This window comes from Streptomyces sp. NPDC050842, assembly GCF_044456565.1.
Taxonomy (GTDB): domain Bacteria; phylum Actinomycetota; class Actinomycetes; order Streptomycetales; family Streptomycetaceae; genus Streptomyces.
Genome location: NZ_JBITGA010000003.1, coordinates 39,116 through 53,661, shown reverse-complemented (window position 1 = coordinate 53,661; position 14,546 = coordinate 39,116). Strand labels below are relative to the sequence as shown.

At 71.5% G+C, this 14,546-nt stretch carries 12 protein-coding genes and 1 other RNA gene; 2 read left to right on the top strand and 11 right to left on the bottom strand.

Annotated elements, in window-relative coordinates; translation table 11 throughout:
- Positions 1-25: 25 nt before the first annotated feature.
- Both ACIBG6_RS09435 and ACIBG6_RS09430 read right to left on the bottom strand, forming a co-directional pair.
- The gene (locus tag ACIBG6_RS09435) at positions 26-1,384 is read right to left on the bottom strand and encodes a nitrate/nitrite transporter (protein WP_399222005.1); all 1,359 of its coding nucleotides are present in this window, start codon (positions 1,382-1,384) and stop codon (positions 26-28) included.
- Between the two features lie 152 nt (positions 1,385-1,536).
- A complete protein-coding gene (locus tag ACIBG6_RS09430) occupies positions 1,537-2,505 on the bottom strand; it encodes a LysR family transcriptional regulator (protein WP_399222004.1) in 969 nt (322 codons plus the stop codon).
- A gap of 83 nt (positions 2,506-2,588) precedes the next feature.
- Between ACIBG6_RS09430 and ACIBG6_RS09425 the strand changes: the two genes are divergently transcribed.
- Entirely contained in the window at positions 2,589-3,974 is a 1,386-nt protein-coding gene (locus tag ACIBG6_RS09425) for an MFS transporter (protein WP_399222003.1), read from the top strand.
- A gap of 50 nt (positions 3,975-4,024) precedes the next feature.
- Here the strand turns inward: ACIBG6_RS09425 and ssrA are convergent.
- The 5 genes from ssrA to ftsE form a co-directional block, all read right to left on the bottom strand.
- Positions 4,025-4,417, bottom strand: a transfer-messenger RNA (tmRNA) gene (gene ssrA, locus ACIBG6_RS09420).
- 109 nt (positions 4,418-4,526) lie between these two features.
- A complete protein-coding gene (smpB, locus tag ACIBG6_RS09415; protein WP_329623166.1) occupies positions 4,527-5,069 on the bottom strand; it encodes an SsrA-binding protein SmpB in 543 nt (180 codons plus the stop codon).
- 18 nt (positions 5,070-5,087) lie between these two features.
- On the bottom strand, positions 5,088-6,260 hold the full coding sequence (locus ACIBG6_RS09410) for a S41 family peptidase (protein ID WP_399222002.1): 1,173 nt from the start codon (positions 6,258-6,260) through the stop codon (positions 5,088-5,090).
- A 78-nt stretch (positions 6,261-6,338) separates the two neighbouring features.
- A complete protein-coding gene (ftsX, locus tag ACIBG6_RS09405; RefSeq protein WP_399222001.1) occupies positions 6,339-7,256 on the bottom strand; it encodes a permease-like cell division protein FtsX in 918 nt (305 codons plus the stop codon).
- A gap of 23 nt (positions 7,257-7,279) precedes the next feature.
- On the bottom strand, positions 7,280-7,969 hold the full coding sequence (gene ftsE / locus ACIBG6_RS09400) for a cell division ATP-binding protein FtsE (protein WP_317595834.1): 690 nt from the start codon (positions 7,967-7,969) through the stop codon (positions 7,280-7,282).
- Between the two features lie 234 nt (positions 7,970-8,203).
- Here ftsE and ACIBG6_RS09395 point away from each other — a divergent pair, with 234 nt between their 5' ends.
- On the top strand, positions 8,204-8,386 hold the full coding sequence (locus ACIBG6_RS09395) for a hypothetical protein (RefSeq protein ID WP_399222000.1): 183 nt from the start codon (positions 8,204-8,206) through the stop codon (positions 8,384-8,386).
- 135 nt (positions 8,387-8,521) lie between these two features.
- Here the strand turns inward: ACIBG6_RS09395 and ACIBG6_RS09390 are convergent, their stop codons facing one another.
- The 4 genes from ACIBG6_RS09390 to ACIBG6_RS09375 form a co-directional block, all read right to left on the bottom strand.
- Positions 8,522-9,394, bottom strand: a complete 873-nt coding sequence (locus ACIBG6_RS09390; RefSeq protein WP_399221999.1) for an LPXTG cell wall anchor domain-containing protein — start codon at positions 9,392-9,394, stop codon at positions 8,522-8,524.
- 397 nt (positions 9,395-9,791) lie between these two features.
- A complete protein-coding gene (gene prfB, locus ACIBG6_RS09385) occupies positions 9,792-10,895 on the bottom strand; it encodes a peptide chain release factor 2 (protein ID WP_399221998.1) in 1,104 nt (367 codons plus the stop codon).
- 87 nt (positions 10,896-10,982) lie between these two features.
- The gene (locus ACIBG6_RS09380) at positions 10,983-12,233 is read right to left on the bottom strand and encodes a serine/threonine-protein kinase (RefSeq protein ID WP_399221997.1); all 1,251 of its coding nucleotides are present in this window, start codon (positions 12,231-12,233) and stop codon (positions 10,983-10,985) included.
- 107 nt (positions 12,234-12,340) lie between these two features.
- Complete coding sequence (locus ACIBG6_RS09375) at positions 12,341-14,101, bottom strand: serine/threonine-protein kinase (protein ID WP_399221995.1); 1,761 nt, start codon at positions 14,099-14,101, stop codon at positions 12,341-12,343.
- Positions 14,102-14,546: the final 445 nt, after the last annotated feature.

The window sequence follows — 14,546 nt, the reverse complement described above, 5'->3', positions numbered from 1 at the left end:
TACGGTCCGCGCCGGGCACCGTGGATCACACCTTCGCGTATCCGGGCCGGGGCTCCGACGAGGTGACGGCCTCGGCGGTCGCGGGGACCGCGGTGGGGCGCCGAAGGTATACCGCCCAGGTGACGACGATGCAGGCCGCGTAGAAGGCGAGGAAGGCGACGAAGGCCGCCGTGCCGGTGCCCGCGGTCTGGAAGGACTGGCGGAAGGCGAGGTTGATGCCGAGCCCGCCCAGCGCGCCGACCGCTCCGATGAGGCCCATGGCGGCCCCGGAGAGGCGTCGGCCGTAGGCCTCTGCGGCGTCTCCCGCGAGCCCCTTGCGGTGCCCCTGGGCGAGGAAGATCGCCGGGATCATCTTGAACGTGGAGCCGTTGCCGAGGCCGCTGAGGGCGAACAGGGCGATGAAGCCGACGAGGAAGACGGCGAGCGACTCGACGACGGAGGCGTAGATCACCACGCCCGTCGCGACGGCCATCGCGACGAAGGTCCACAGGGTGATGCGGGCGCCGCCGTGCCGGTCGGCGAGGGAGCCGCCGATGGGCCGGATCAGCGAGCCGAGCAGCGGGCCGATGAAGGTGAGGGAGGCGGCCTGGAGCGGGGTGCGTCCGAACTGGGTCTGGAGCACGAGGCCGAAGGCGAAGCTGTAGCCGATGAACGAGCCGAAGCAGCCGATGTACAGGAAGGCCATGATCCAGGTGTGGCGGGCCCGCACGGCTTCCTTCGCGGCCCCGGTGTCGTTCTTGACGGGGGCGAGGTTGTCCATGAAGAACAGGGAGCACACGGCGGCGACCACGATCAGGGGGAGGTAGACGCCGAGCACGATCCTCGGGTGCATGGCTCCGGCGGTGCCGATGACGAGGAGGCCGATGAGCTGTACGACGGGGACGCCGATGTTGCCGCCGCCCGCGTTGAGGCCGAGCGCCCAGCCCTTCTTCCGCAGCGGGAAGAAGGCGTTGATGTTGGTCATCGAGGAGGCGAAGTTGCCGCCGCCGACGCCGGTGAGCGCCGCCACCAGGACGAAGGTCGTATAGGAAGTGCCGGGCTCCATGACCGCGAAGGCGAGGCCGGTGGGCAGCAGGAGCATCAGGGCGCTGAAGACGGTCCAGTTACGACCGCCGAAGCGCGCGACGGCGAAGGTGTACGGGATCCGGATCAGCGCGCCGACGAAGGTCGCGGTCGCGATCAGGAAGAACTTGCCGGCCGGGTCGACCCCGTACTGGGGCCCCATGAAGAGCACCATGACCGACCACAGGCTCCAGATCGAGAAGCCGATGTGCTCGGAGAGCACGGAGAAGAGCAGATTCCTCCGGGCGATCCGCTCTCCCTTCTCACGCCAGAAGGTCTCGTCCTCCGGCTCCCACTGTTCGATCCACCGGCCGCCGCCCATGTCGTACCTCCGCGGGTGTCGGGTCCTGGGGCGTCCACAGCCCCGGTCCACCTGCCACAGACGCTAGGGAGGCCTCGTTTCAGCCCGGTGCCGCGAGGTGACGGGAACGGAACCTTGCTCTCACCCGGCGCGCGAAGCCCCTGTGAGCGCCGTTACGGCACTCCCGGCTCCCCCTCCGGGAGCCAGGAGCCCGGTGGGCGGACCGGCCAGCCCTCGCGGGCGCCGATCTCCGCGGCGGCGGTCCGCAGGGCGTCCAGGCCGCTGTGGCGCAGCCCCTTGCGCCACACCAGGCTCACGGGTGACAGGGGTACGGGGTCGACGAGCGGCCGGAGGACGCAGCCCGGCATGGGCGGGAAGTCGACGACGGCAAGGACCGGGTTGCGGTGCTTGGCCATGATCCGGCGGAACTCCTCGTGGCCGATCGCGAGCGGCGCGGGCGCGGCGACCTCGATCCCGCGCCCGGCGAAGAGCCGCGCGGCGAGGTCGGTCCACTCGGGCGTGCGGTCGTTGCCCGCGCCCGCGTAGACCTGCTCCCCGGCGAGCCCGGCGAGCGGCACCTCGGGGAGGGCGGCGAGCTCGTGGTCCTCGGGGAGGATCACGGCCATCCGCTCGTACCGCACGAACTGGGAGTCGAGCCGCGCCCTGAGGTCGGCGGCCAGCCCGCCGTACCGGCCGAAGGAGGTGTCGAGCCGCCCGGCGAGGATCTCCCGCGCGGCGCCGGTCAGCCCGCTCTCGTAGCGGGCCATCAGCTCCTGCTCGGGGGCGAGTTCGCGGGCCCGGTGCAGGATGCGCTCGTGGGCGAGGCCGGGGGTGTTGAGGTCGACGAGCAGCGGCCGGGGCGTGGCACGGAAGGCGTCGCCGAGCTCGTCGTGGGCGGTCAACACCCGCCGCGCGTACGGGAGGAGGCGTTCGCCGTCGGGGGTGAGGGCGACCTGCCGGGTGGTCCGCACGAAGAGCTCGGCGCCCAACTCCCTCTCCAGGCGACGGATGTCACGACTGAGGGCCTGCTGGGCGACGTAGAGGCGGGCGGCGGCGCGGGTGAAGTGCAGCTCCTCGGCGACGGCGGTGAAGGCGCGCAGGAGGCGGGGGTCGATGTCGTACGAGGGGCCCGAGAAGGTCACCGCCGCATTTAACAACACAGGCGCGTGAATGGCCACCGATCAGGTGTTGGACCCCCCGGCCCCACGCCCGCGAACCTTGATCCATGCCGCAACCGGACCTCACCCTCACCCCGGCGGGCCCGGCCCTCGCCCCTCGCTACAGCGAACACCGACCCGCCGAGCGCCGGGGCCCCGACCACCGACCCGCCGAACACCGACCCGTCGAGCACCGGGGCCCCGACCGCCGGACCGCCGTACGCCGACCCGCCGGGGAAGCGGCCTCCGACCGCCGGCCGGCCGAGCGCCGGCCCGCTCCACCCCGCAACCCCTACCTCCGCCTCTTCGCCCTCCCCGGCACCCGCGCCTTCGCCGCCGGCAATCTGATCGCCCGGCTGCCCATGGGCATGTTCGGCGTGAGCGCCGTGATCATGATCGCGGGCCGTTACGACTCCTACGCCCTGGCCGGTTCGGTCACCGCCACCGGCCTCGCCGCCGGGGCGCTCGCCGCCCCCTGGATCGCCCGGCTCGTCGACCGGTACGGCCAGGCCCGCGTCGCCGTCCCGGCCACGGCGTACGCGGTCCTGGGCCATCTGCTCCTGCTCCTCTGCGTCCACGAGAAGACCCCCGCCTGGACGCTCTTCCTCGTCACCGCCGCCACCGCGACCGCCCCGAACACCGGCGGCATGTCCCGCGCCCGCTGGGCGCACCTCCTCCGGGGCGACCGGGACGCCCTGCACACCGCCAACGCCTTCGAGCAGGCCACCGACGAGCTCTGCTTCATGCTCGGCCCGGTGCTCGCCGCGCTCCTCTGCTCGACGCTCTTCCCCGAGGCGGGCACCCTCGTGGCCGCGGCGCTCTTCCTCACCGGCGTCCTGTTCTTCGCGGCCCAGCGCTCCACCGAGCCCCCGATCGCCCCCCGCACCACTGCCGGCTCCCCGCTGCGGACCCGGGGCATGGTGCCGCTGCTCGCGGTCTTCCTCGCCACCGGCGCGGTCTTCGGCTCCATGGAGGTGGTGACCCTGGCGTACGTGGACGGCCCCGTCGCCGGCCCGGTCCTCGCCCTCCAGGCGGCCGGCTCCTGCGCGGCGGGCCTCCTCTACGGCCGCGCCCGCCGCACCGTCCGGCTCCGCACCTCCCTGGCCGCGATGGCCGTCCTGATGACGCTGCCGCTGCTCGCCGCCACGACCGGCTCGCTCCTCGCGCTCGCGGGCGGCCTGCTGCTGGCGGGGATGGCGACGGCTCCGACGATGGTCACGGGCATGGGCCTGGTCCAGCGTCTGACGCCCGCGTCCCAGCTCAACGAAGGCATGACCCTCGCGGTGACCGCCCTCCTCGCCGGCATCGCCGCGGGCTCCGCCACCGGCGGCTGGTCCGCCGACCACGCCCCCTTCCCCGCCTTCGGTTTCCTCGTCCCGCTCACGGCGGCCACCCTGGCTCTGACGCTGTGCGCGGTCACGCGGGTCGGCAGGGCCCCGCACCCCCGGGCATGACAGAGGCCCGGCAGTCGTGAAGACTGCCGGGCCTCTGCCCAACATGGGATGAGTGGAGATGGCGGGAATCGAACCCGCGTCCAACGGTACGGAAGCAGAGCTTCTCCGTGTGCAGTCCGCTACGAGTTTCTCAGCCCCGGAGATCACGCGGACAAGTCTCCGACGGGCTCAGCCACTGTTTGATTTCCCTCCAACCCCCGTGACCGGGGCTAGAGGTTTAGATCCCTAAATGACGCCAGGATCCGGGTCGGGACCACCCCCGGGCTGACGCTCCTCACAGAGGCTTCTTGTCGTTACCTAAAATTAGGCAGCGAGGGCGAAGCGGGAGTTATCGCTCTTGGAGTTGGCGATTATTGGTTGCGACATATGGTTAACGAGATCATTGCCGCTTCCTCGACACGCTTCCTCTGCATCGGTATCCGCTGTCGAAACCGATCATCCCCATGTTTATTTTTCAAAGTGCGCACCCTTGCGGGGTGTGCACGGCCCATCGTACGTGACCGACGGGCGCCGTCGCCAGCGTATTGACGGCGACCGGCCGGTACCGGCCGCCTACTGGCCGGCCTGGGCCGCCCGCTGCTTCCGCTTCGCCGCCGCGATCGCCCGGCTGGTCTCGCGCGTGTCCTGCTTCTCGCGGAGCGTCTGTCGCTTGTCGAACTCCTTCTTGCCCTTGGCGAGCGCGATCTCGACCTTCACCCGGCTGCCCAGGAAGTACAGCGCGAGGGGCACGATCGTGTGACCGGTCTCCTTCGACTTCGCCTCCAGCTTGTCGATCTCCTCGCGGTGGAGCAGCAGCTTGCGCTTGCGCTTCGCCGAGTGGTTCGTCCAGCTGCCCTGGGTGTACTCCGGCACGTGGATGTTGTGCAGCCACGCCTCGTGGTTGTCGATCTGCACGAAGCCGTCGACCAGCGACGCCCGGCCCATCCGCAGCGACTTCACCTCGGTGCCCATGAGGACCACACCGCACTCGTACGTGTCGACGATGTGGTAGTCGTGGCGCGCCTTCTTGTTCTGCGCGATGAGCTTGCGCTCCGGCGCCTTGTCCGCGCTCTTCTTCGCAGGCTTGCCCTGCACGTTCACGAGTCCCTTTGCCATAGTGCGGCTATTTTCGCACTACGAGCCCCCTCCGAGGCCACTCAATACCGTACGAGCCTGTTCCTCGGCCTTCTCCGCCGCCGTCAGGTCGGGGGTGATGCCCCGGCCGTCCACCGCGTGCCCGGCGGGCGTGCGGTAGTGGCCGACGGTCAGCTCCGCGACGGAACCGTCCGGCAGCGCGCTCGGCATCTGCACCGAGCCCTTGCCGAAGGTCCGCGAGCCGACCGTGACGGCCCGGCCCCGGTCCTGGAGGGCGCCGGTGAGCAGCTCGGCCGCGCTCATCGTGCCGCCGTCGATCAGCGCCACCAGGGGCCGGCCGGTGTCGCCGCCCCCGTCCGCGTACACGGCCCGCTCCTCGCCCTCGACGTCGTACGTGGCGACCAGACCGCCGTCGAGGAACGCGGAGGCGGCGACCGCGGCCTCCGCGACCAGGCCGCCGGCGTTGCCCCGCAGGTCCAGGAGGACGCCGGCGCCGGCCGGGGCGTCCCGTACCGCGTCCCGCACGCGCGCGCCCGCGCCCTTGGTGAAGGCGGCCACCTTGATCAGGACGGCCCCGTCGTCGAGGCGGCGGACGGTGACCGGGTCCGTCGCGAGCCGGGCCCTGCGCAGGGTCTCCGTCCAGGCGGCGCGGCCGCGCTCGACCCGGAGGGAGACGGCCGATCCGGCGACGCCGTCGCCGCGGAGGAGGGAGACGACCTCGGAGACGGAGAGCCCGCCGACCGGGCGTCCGTCGACGGAGACGAGCCGGTCGCCGGCCCGGATCCCGGCGCGCGCGGCGGGGCCGCCCGCCTGGACGCGGGTCACCTTCACCGCGGTGCCGTCGGCGGCCCGGCCGGCGGAGAGACCGACACCCGTGTAGGCGCCGTCGAGGGCCTGCTCGAAGTCGGCGTACTCCTTCTTGTCGTACACCGCGCCCCAGCGGTCGCCGCTGCGGCTGACGAACTCCTCGGCGGCCTGCTTGCCGGACTTCCCGTCGGCCATGGCCGCGGCGGCGGCCCTGTTCAGGGCGGCGCGGTCCACCGTGGCCGTACGGGCGGAATCCGACGACCCGTCACCGTCCGCGTCCCGCCGGGGCAGCGACCCGGTGGCGGCGGCGGTGGCGAGGACACCGGTGAAGACCAACGTCAGCACGGCCCCACGGAGCACTCCGCGGGGCCGGATACAGCGGCGGTGATCGGCGTCGGCCGGCATGGCGCCCACTCTAGGACAAGGGAATGGCGCCGCACGGGCTTTGCCCGTACGGCGCCATCCGCCGTCAGTGCTGTCTTCTCACACCTTCAGGTACTTGCGCAGCGCGATGAACGCGGCACCGGCCGGCATGAGCAGACTGATGGCGAGCATGAGCGGCAGCATGGCGAAGACGGCGTCCCAGCCGATGAACTGGACCAGCTGCATCTTCTCGGCGAGCGCGACGCCGTGGTCGATGAGGAAGTACCGGCCGACGAGCAGAAGCACGCAGGCGACGCCGCCGCCGAGGAGCCCGGCGAAGGCGGCCTCCATGATGAACGGCATCTGGATGTAGAAGCTGGACGCTCCGACGAGCCGCATGATGCCGGTCTCGCGGCGGCGGCTGAAGGCCGAGACGCGGACGGTGTTGACGATCAGCATCAGCGCGATGACCAGCATCAGACCCATGACGCAGAGGGCGGCCACGTTCATGCCGTTCATCAGGTCGAAGAGGTTCTGCAGGGTCTCCCGCTGGTCCTGGACGGACTCGACCCCGTCGCGGCCGGCGAAGGCGGTGGCGACCACCTTGTACTTCTCCGGGTCCTTGAGCTTGACCCGGAACGACTCCTGCATCTGGTCCGGCGTGATGACGGAGGCGATGGCGGTGTCGCCGTACTCCTCCTTGTAGCGCTTGAACGCGTCGTCGGTCGACTCGTAGAAGACGGACTCGACGACGTCCATCTCCTCCAGATCGGCCTTGATCTGCTCCTTCTGCTGCGCCGTGACGGCGCCCTTCGGGCACTTGGACCCGTCGGCCGCGTCGGCCTTGTTGCAGAGGAAGAGGGAGACGTTGACCTTGTCGTACCAGAAGTCCTTCATCGTGCTGACCTGCTCGCGCATGAGCAGGGCACCACCGAAAAGGGCGAGCGAGAGGGCCACGGAGATGATGACGGCGAAGGTCATCGTGAGATTGCGCCGGAGACCGACACCGATCTCCGACAGCACGAACTGAGCGCGCATGGTGTGTTCTGTCCCCTACCTGCTCAGTGCTGGTATCCGTAGACGCCGCGTGACTGGTCGCGGACGAGGCGGCCCTTCTCCAGCTCTATGACGCGCTTGCGCATCTGGTCGACGATGTTCTGGTCGTGGGTCGCCATGACGACGGTGGTCCCTGTCCTGTTGATGCGGTCGAGCAGCTTCATGATGCCGACGGAGGTCTGCGGGTCGAGGTTGCCGGTGGGCTCGTCGGCGATCAGCAGCATCGGGCGGTTGACGAAAGCCCGGGCGATGGCGACGCGCTGCTGCTCACCACCGGAGAGCTCGCCGGGGCGCCGGTCCTCCTTGCCGCCGAGCCCGACCAGGTCGAGCACCTGAGGTACGGCCTTGCGGATCTCGCCGCGCGGCTTGCCGATGACCTCCTGGGCGAAGGCCACGTTCTCGGCGACGGTCTTGTTGGGAAGCAGGCGGAAGTCCTGGAAGACGGTGCCGAGCTGGCGCCGCATGTGCGGCACCTTCCAGTTGGAGAGCCGGGCCAGGTCCTTGCCGAGGACGTGCACCTGGCCTTGGCTCGCGCGCTCCTCACGCAGGAGCAGCCGCAGGAAAGTCGACTTTCCGGAGCCGGAGGAACCGACGAGGAAGACGAACTCCCCCTTCTCGATCTCCAGGGAGACATCCCGGAGCGCGGGGCGGTTCTGCTTCGGATAGGACTTGGAGACGTTGTCGAATCGGATCACGGATGCACCACGGTCGGCCGGGAGTAGGTGTGCGTGACCTTACGCGAACGGGGATGGCCCGCGCAGTCGCGGTCCTGGCTTGCGTGCTTTATCCTTTTCGCCCTTTCGGGCGGAAGGCGGGCAATCCGGCGGGGCGCGCCGAAACGCCACGGAGCTGGCACAGTGGTAGGGGGAACGTCCGGACCCCTCCGGGCGTTGTCCTGGTGTGGATCCCTGTGCGGGAGAGGAGAGCGCATGACCTACGACCGACTGGTGTGCGCCAACTGCGCGGCCCCGGTCGCCGAGGGCCGCTGCCCCGTCTGCCGCGCGAACCGGGAGCGTCTGACCCCTCAGGGTCCGTCCCCCGCGATGCTGCTGACGCTGGCGATCGCCCTGCTGGTCGCGATCGCCCTGCTCGCGGTGGTCCAGGCGGCCTAGAGGGCCTGGGCGTCGTCTCGGCGGACCGAGAAGGCCGAGAGGCGCCACACGAACCGGAGCACGGCGAAGGGCCGGGGAGACTGATCTCCCCGGCCCTTCGTCATGGGCGGGCGCTCACGCGTTCACGCGGTCGCGTCAGGCGGCGGCGCCGCCACCGGTGCCACCGGCGACGAGACGCGGCAGCATACGGAAGCCGATGCCGCCGGCGATCATGGTCGCGGCACCGATGACCAGGAACGAGGTCTCGGCCGCACCGGTCTCGGCGAGCTCCTCCTTGGCCTGGCCCTGCTGCACGGGCTGCGAGCCGGCGTTGTTGGTGTCGGTGTTGTTGTTGCCGGTGTCCACGCACTCGGCGCCGTCGAGGTCGACGGTGCAGGTGCCGGCGTCGCCGGAACCGGAGCCGGTGGAGCCACCGTCGGTGCCCTCGTCCGGGGTCACGGGGCTGTCGGTGGAACCGGTGTCGGTCCCGCCGTTGCCGTTGCCGCCGTTGTCGTTGCCACCGTTGTTGTTGCCGTTGTTGCCGTTGCCACCGTTGTTGCCGTTGCCACCGTTGTTGCCGTTGCCGGGCTCAGTGGTCTCGCCACCGCCGGGCTCAGTGGTCTCGCCGCCACCGGGCTCGGTGGTCTCGCCGCCACCGGGCTCGGTGGTCTCGACCGGCGGGGTGGTCTCCACCGGCGGGGTGGTCTCCACCGGAGGCGTGGTCTCGACCGGCGGAGTGGTCTCCACCGGAGGCGTGGTCTCCACCGGCGGGGTCGTCTCGACCGGCGGGGTGGTCTCCACCGGCGGAGTCGTCTCCACCGGAGGCGTGGTCTCGACCGGCGGAGTCGTCGGCGGAAGCGTGGCATCGCAACCGGCGGTGCCGGGAAGGCACGTCTCCTCCGGAGTCGGAGTCAGTTCGCCGAAGGCGCCCACGGCCTGCGCGGCACCGGCCGCGGTCAGCGAAGCTCCGGCGGCGATCACCGCACCGGCGGCGATGCGCGCGAAACGGATTCGCATCTGCTTGGTCATCTGGCTGCTACCCCCAGTAGCTCAAACTCGTCATGGGGCAGCGCTCGGGGCCCCGCGCAGCAGGGGTGGCGTCACGACTGGGCCGGCCCCCGATCACACGCGCCCCAGAAATGCGCATGCCAGTACGTCACCCTTCCGAGTTTCCGATGAAGCGTCAAGGCCGTTGCGCGTGCGATGCCCGAAAGATCCACAAGTGACCGGCATGAGACGATGCAACTGTGACGTAAACCCGTAACTCCAGGCCCGGCGACACCAGTTCCCTTGTCGACAAAGCGCCCCGACGGCCCCGCTTCCGCTTGCGTCAGCGAATCCGCGGGGCGTACGGAACGAGTCCGGGCCCCGCACCGAGGAGGTGCGGGGCCCGGACTCGTACGGCTGAACGGGTCAGCCGGGGAGACTACTTGTCCTGCTGCTTGCGCCAGCGGATGCCGGCTTCCAGGAAGCCGTCGATCTCGCCGTCCAGGACGGACTGCGGGTTGCCGACCTCGAACTCCGTCCGGAGGTCCTTGACCATCTGGTACGGGTGGAGGACGTACGAGCGCATCTGGTTGCCCCAGGAGCTGCCGCTGTCCTTGAGCGCGTCCATCCTCGCGCGCTCCTCCTGGCGCTGACGCTCCAGCAGCTTGGCCTGGAGGACGTTCATGGCGCTCGCCTTGTTCTGGATCTGGGAGCGCTCGTTCTGGCAGGAGACGACGATGCCGGTCGGGAGGTGCGTGATGCGCACCGCCGAGTCGGTCGTGTTGACGCCCTGGCCGCCGGGACCCGAGGCGCGGTAGACGTCCACGCGCAGCTCGGACTCGTCGATCTCGACGTGGTCGGAGGACTCGACGACGGGGAGGACCTCGACGCCCGCGAAGGACGTCTGGCGGCGGCCCTGGTTGTCGAAGGGCGAGATGCGGACCAGGCGGTGGGTGCCCTGCTCGACGGAGAGCGTGCCGTAGGCGTACGGCGTCTTCACCACGAAGGTGGTCGACTTGATGCCGGCCTCTTCCGCGTACGAGGTCTCGTAGATCTCCGTCGCGTAGCCGTGGCGCTCCGCCCAGCGCAGGTACATGCGCTGGAGCCGCTCGGCGAAGTCGGAGGCGTCGACGCCGCCGGCCTCGGCGCGGATGTTGACCAGGGCCTCGCGCTCGTCGTACTCGCCGGAGAGGAGCGTGCGGACCTCCATCTCGTCGAGGGCCTTGCGGACGGAGGTGAGCTCCGTCTCGGCCTCGGCGAGGGTGTCCGAGTCGTCCATCTCCTCGGCGAGCTCGAAGAGGACCGAGAGGTCGTCGATCCGCCCGCGCAGGGTCTCGGCCTTCCGGACCTCCGCCTGGAGGTGCGAAAGCTTGCTCGTGATCTTCTGCGCCGCCTCCGGGTCGTCCCACAGGGACGGGGCCGCGGCCTGCTCTTCGAGCACGGCGATGTCGGCCCTCAGCTTCTCGAGGTCCAGGACGGCCTCGATCGACCCCATGGTCGAGGAGAGGGACTTCAGCTCTTCGGATACATCGACGACTGCCACGCGTCCAGCGTAACGGCTCCGGGCAAGGAGCCGAACCTTTGGCCGTGACGGCCGTACGGCTGTCCCCCATGGCCCCGCGTCTGCGGCTTACGGCTGGGAGGACTGCTTCGAGTCCTGCGGCGGCGCGTCCCCGTCCCCGGAGGCCACCAGGTAGCCGCCGGCGCCGAGGGCTCCGGCGACCACGACCGCCGCGACGGCGAGGGTGATCCGGCGCTTGCGGACCACGCCCGCCTTGTGGCGGGCCGAGCCGGGACGCCGGGCGCCCGCCGGGCGGGGTGCCCGGGCGGTGCCGAGGGGGCCGCCGGAGAGCTCGTCGGGGGCCGGGACCCGCATGGAGGTGTGGGTGTCCCGGTTGGAGTCGGCGGAGGCGCCGGGGACGAGCGGGACGGCGGCCCGGCGCGGACCGGGCTCACCGGCGCCCGGACCGGTGGCGTACGCGTCCTCCTCGTACGGCTCCGATGCGGAGGCCGCAGCCGGTTCCGAGTCCGGTTCGTCCACGTCCAGCGGCGGGATGCCCTTGAGGAGCGGCAGGACGTCCTTGAGGCGGGCGGCGAGCTCGGAGGCGCGCAGGCGGGAGGCGGGGGCCTTCGCCAGGCACTGCACGATCAGCTGCCACAGCTCCTCGGGGATGCCGGGGAGCGGGACGACGGTCTCGGTGACGTGGCGGCGCAGGACGGCGCCGGGGTGGCCGCCGCCGAACGGCGTGAAGCCGGCGAGCAGCTCGTACAGGACGGTGGCGAGGGCGTAGATGTCGACGGCCGCGCGCGGCGGGAGGCCCTCGACGATCTCGGGGGCGAGGTAGTCGGGGGTGCCGATGATCCGGGTGGCCTTGGTGCGGCCGGGGGTGTCGATCAGCTTGGCGACGCCGAAGTCGGTGAGGAGGGCGGGGTGGGCGCCGGCGGGGCCGAGCGGGCCCTCCATGTCGAGCAGGATGTTCTCGGGCTTGACGTCCCGGTGGACGACCCCGGCGGCGTGCGCGGCGGCCAGGGCGTCGGCGACGTCGGCGGTGATCGCGACGGCGGCCTCGGGGGCGAGCCGCCGCTCCCGGTCCAGACGCGTGCGCAGGTCGGTGCCGCGCACGAGGTCCATGACGAGGGCGAGGTCGGTGCCGTCGACGACGAGGTCGCGGACCTTGACCACCCGGGGGTGGTCGAGGCCGAGCAGGGCGGTGCGCTCCTGGACGAAGCGGCCGACGAGCTCCTGGTCGGACGCCAGGTCCTCGCGCAGCAGTTTGACGGCGACGGGCCCTTCGGGTCCCTCGCCGAGCCACACCGTTCCGGCGCTGCCCCGCCCGAGGATCTGGTGGGCGGTATAGCGGCTGCCGATGTTCCGTGCCAAGACTGCTCCCTCAGCGGCTGCGGTTCGCGTCAAAGCTACGCGTCCGCAGCCGCCGGTCGTCACTTCCGAACGGAAATCACCCTTCGGAAGTCGATAAATCGGCAGTATTACTGCCCCGTACCGCCGGTAGTACCCCCGGAGCCGGTGGCCTCGCCGATCGTGGAGATCCAGTCCGTGACCGTCGAGATGCCGTCTCCGATGGCCTCCCAGTAGCCCTTGCCCTCGGCGATCCAGCCCTGCAGCGGGGTCAGCTCCCAGATGAGCCAGCCCGCGACCACGAACAGGACGATCGTGAACAGGCAGCCCTTGAGGCAGCCGAGGCCGGGGATCCGCATCGGGTTCGCGCTGCGCTGGCGCGGCGGGCGCGGCTCGCGGGGCGCGGGGGCCTGGGGCGGCGGCTGCGGGGGCGTGTACTGCTGCTGGGGCGGCTGCTGCGGCTGCGCGTACTGCTGCGGGGGCGGCGGGGGCGCGTACTGCTGCGGCTGGTGCTGCTGCTGGTACTGCTGCGGCGGCGCCGGACGCTGCTGCTGGTGCTGCGGCGGCCGCTGCTGCCCGTACTGACCCTGCTGCCCCTGCTGGCCGTACTGACCGGGCTGCTGTCCCTGCTGGCCCTGCTGGCCCTGCTGCCCGTACTGGCCGGGCTGGCCCTGCTGCTGCGGGCGCTGCGGGCGGCGGCGCAGCGGGTCCTCGCTCGGGTCGAGGTACTGCACCTGCGTCTGCTCGTTGCGGTCGCGGGCCGCGCGCAGCTGGTTCTGCCAGGGGTGCGGGTCCTCGGACTGCGGCGGCTGGGACGGTACGGGGGGCATGACGGCCGTCGGGTCGGCGACGCCCGCCGGGCCGCTGGTCGGCATCACGCTGGTCGCGGCGGCGGGGTCGTACTGCAACGGGTTCCCGGCGCCGCTGGGCAGCACCTGGGTGGCGTCGGCGGCCCCCGGGGTCTCCGGGACCGGCGCGGGCGCCGGGTCCGGGGCGAGGAGCGCCCCGACGCCGTCCGCCGCCTCGATCTGGGCGGGCGTGGCGTGGACCCCGATGCCGGCGGCGACGGCGCGCAGGCCGCGGGCCAGGTTCTCGGCGCTCGGGCGCCGGTCGGGGTCCTTGCTGAGGCAGCGCTCTATGACCGTCCACAGCGGGCCCGGCACGGTCGAGGGGCGGCGCGGCTCCTCGCTGAGGTGGCGGTGGAGGACCTCCAGGGCTGTGCCGCCCGCGAACGGGGGCCGGCCGGTGACCAGCTCGTACAGGAGGATGCCCGCGCCGTAGATGTCGACGGCGGAGGTCTGCGGGCGCCCCTCGGCGGACTCGGGCGCCACGTACGCGGGCGTGCCGACGAACTCGTGCGTCCGGGTCAGGCCCGGGGAGTCCGCGAGGCGCGCGATGCCGAAGTCGGTGAGCATCGGGTGCATCTGACCGCCCTGCTCGGCGAGCAGGACGTTGGCCGGCTTGAGGTCGCGGTGGACGACGCCGTCGGCATGGCTGGCGGCGAGCGCGTCGGCGATCTGGGCCGTCAGGAGGGAGGCGGCGACCGGGGTGAGCGGTCCGCTCTCCCGGATGTACCGGTGCAGGTCGGGGCCCTCGACGAGGTCCATGACGAGGGCGAGGACGTCGCCCTCGACGACCAGGTCCCGGGTCCGCACGATGTTCGGGTGGGTGAGCCGGAGGAGCACGGACCGCTCGCGCAGGAAGCGCATCACGATGTCCGCGTCGTTGGCCAGCTCCTCCTTGAGGACCTTGATCGCGACGGTCTCGCCGGGCTGGCCGGCCACGGCCGCCTCGGCGCCCGCCGTCTCCCGCTGGCGGGCTCGCCAGACGGTGCCCGTGGCGCCGCGTCCGAGCGGCTCCTCGAGCAGGTACTTGCTGCCGATAGGCCGCACGTCACGCGCTCCCTGCTGATCGTGGTCCTGGGGTGGTCTCGTGGGGTCCCCGGGGTCCCTGTCCTCTGTTGTGACCCGTCCGGGTGTCCGACCCACTTTAGTGCCGCCGAACGGGTCACAGGCCGGTCGTCCACAGCCGGATCGCGCACCGAACTTGTCCGGAAGAAGACGCTCCGCGGACCGCGGTGGTTGCCAGGCATGCTCCGAAGGCATGCCCAACCAGGCATTTTTAGGACCACAGCCGACCATTCAAGATCACTTGTTGCCGACCCGGGGGCGGGTTGTCGGTGGCAGGTGCGAGGATGCCTACAGCACGTCGCATCAGTGGGGTCGGGAGCCCCCCGCGCCGTGCCGACCTGTACCGGACGACGCGTCCGTGCCGGGTGGGGGGAGTCACAGGGCGGTTCCCCTGCCGGGCATCTCGCGCAGAAGGGACCGCTGACGG

Excerpts from the sequence above, each read along its gene's own strand:
- ACIBG6_RS09435 (WP_399222005.1), bottom strand. The coding sequence starts at position 1,384 with ATGGGCGGCGGCCGGTGGATCGAACAGTGGGAGCCGGAGGACGAGACC.
- ACIBG6_RS09425 (WP_399222003.1), top strand. The coding sequence starts at position 2,589 with ATGCCGCAACCGGACCTCACCCTCACCCCGGCGGGCCCGGCCCTCGCC.
- smpB (WP_329623166.1), bottom strand. The coding sequence starts at position 5,069 with ATGGCAAAGGGACTCGTGAACGTGCAGGGCAAGCCTGCGAAGAAGAGC.
- ACIBG6_RS09410 (WP_399222002.1), bottom strand. The coding sequence starts at position 6,260 with ATGCCGGCCGACGCCGATCACCGCCGCTGTATCCGGCCCCGCGGAGTG.
- ftsX (WP_399222001.1), bottom strand. The coding sequence starts at position 7,256 with ATGCGCGCTCAGTTCGTGCTGTCGGAGATCGGTGTCGGTCTCCGGCGC.
- ACIBG6_RS09395 (WP_399222000.1), top strand. The coding sequence starts at position 8,204 with ATGACCTACGACCGACTGGTGTGCGCCAACTGCGCGGCCCCGGTCGCC.
- ACIBG6_RS09390 (WP_399221999.1), bottom strand. The coding sequence starts at position 9,394 with ATGACCAAGCAGATGCGAATCCGTTTCGCGCGCATCGCCGCCGGTGCG.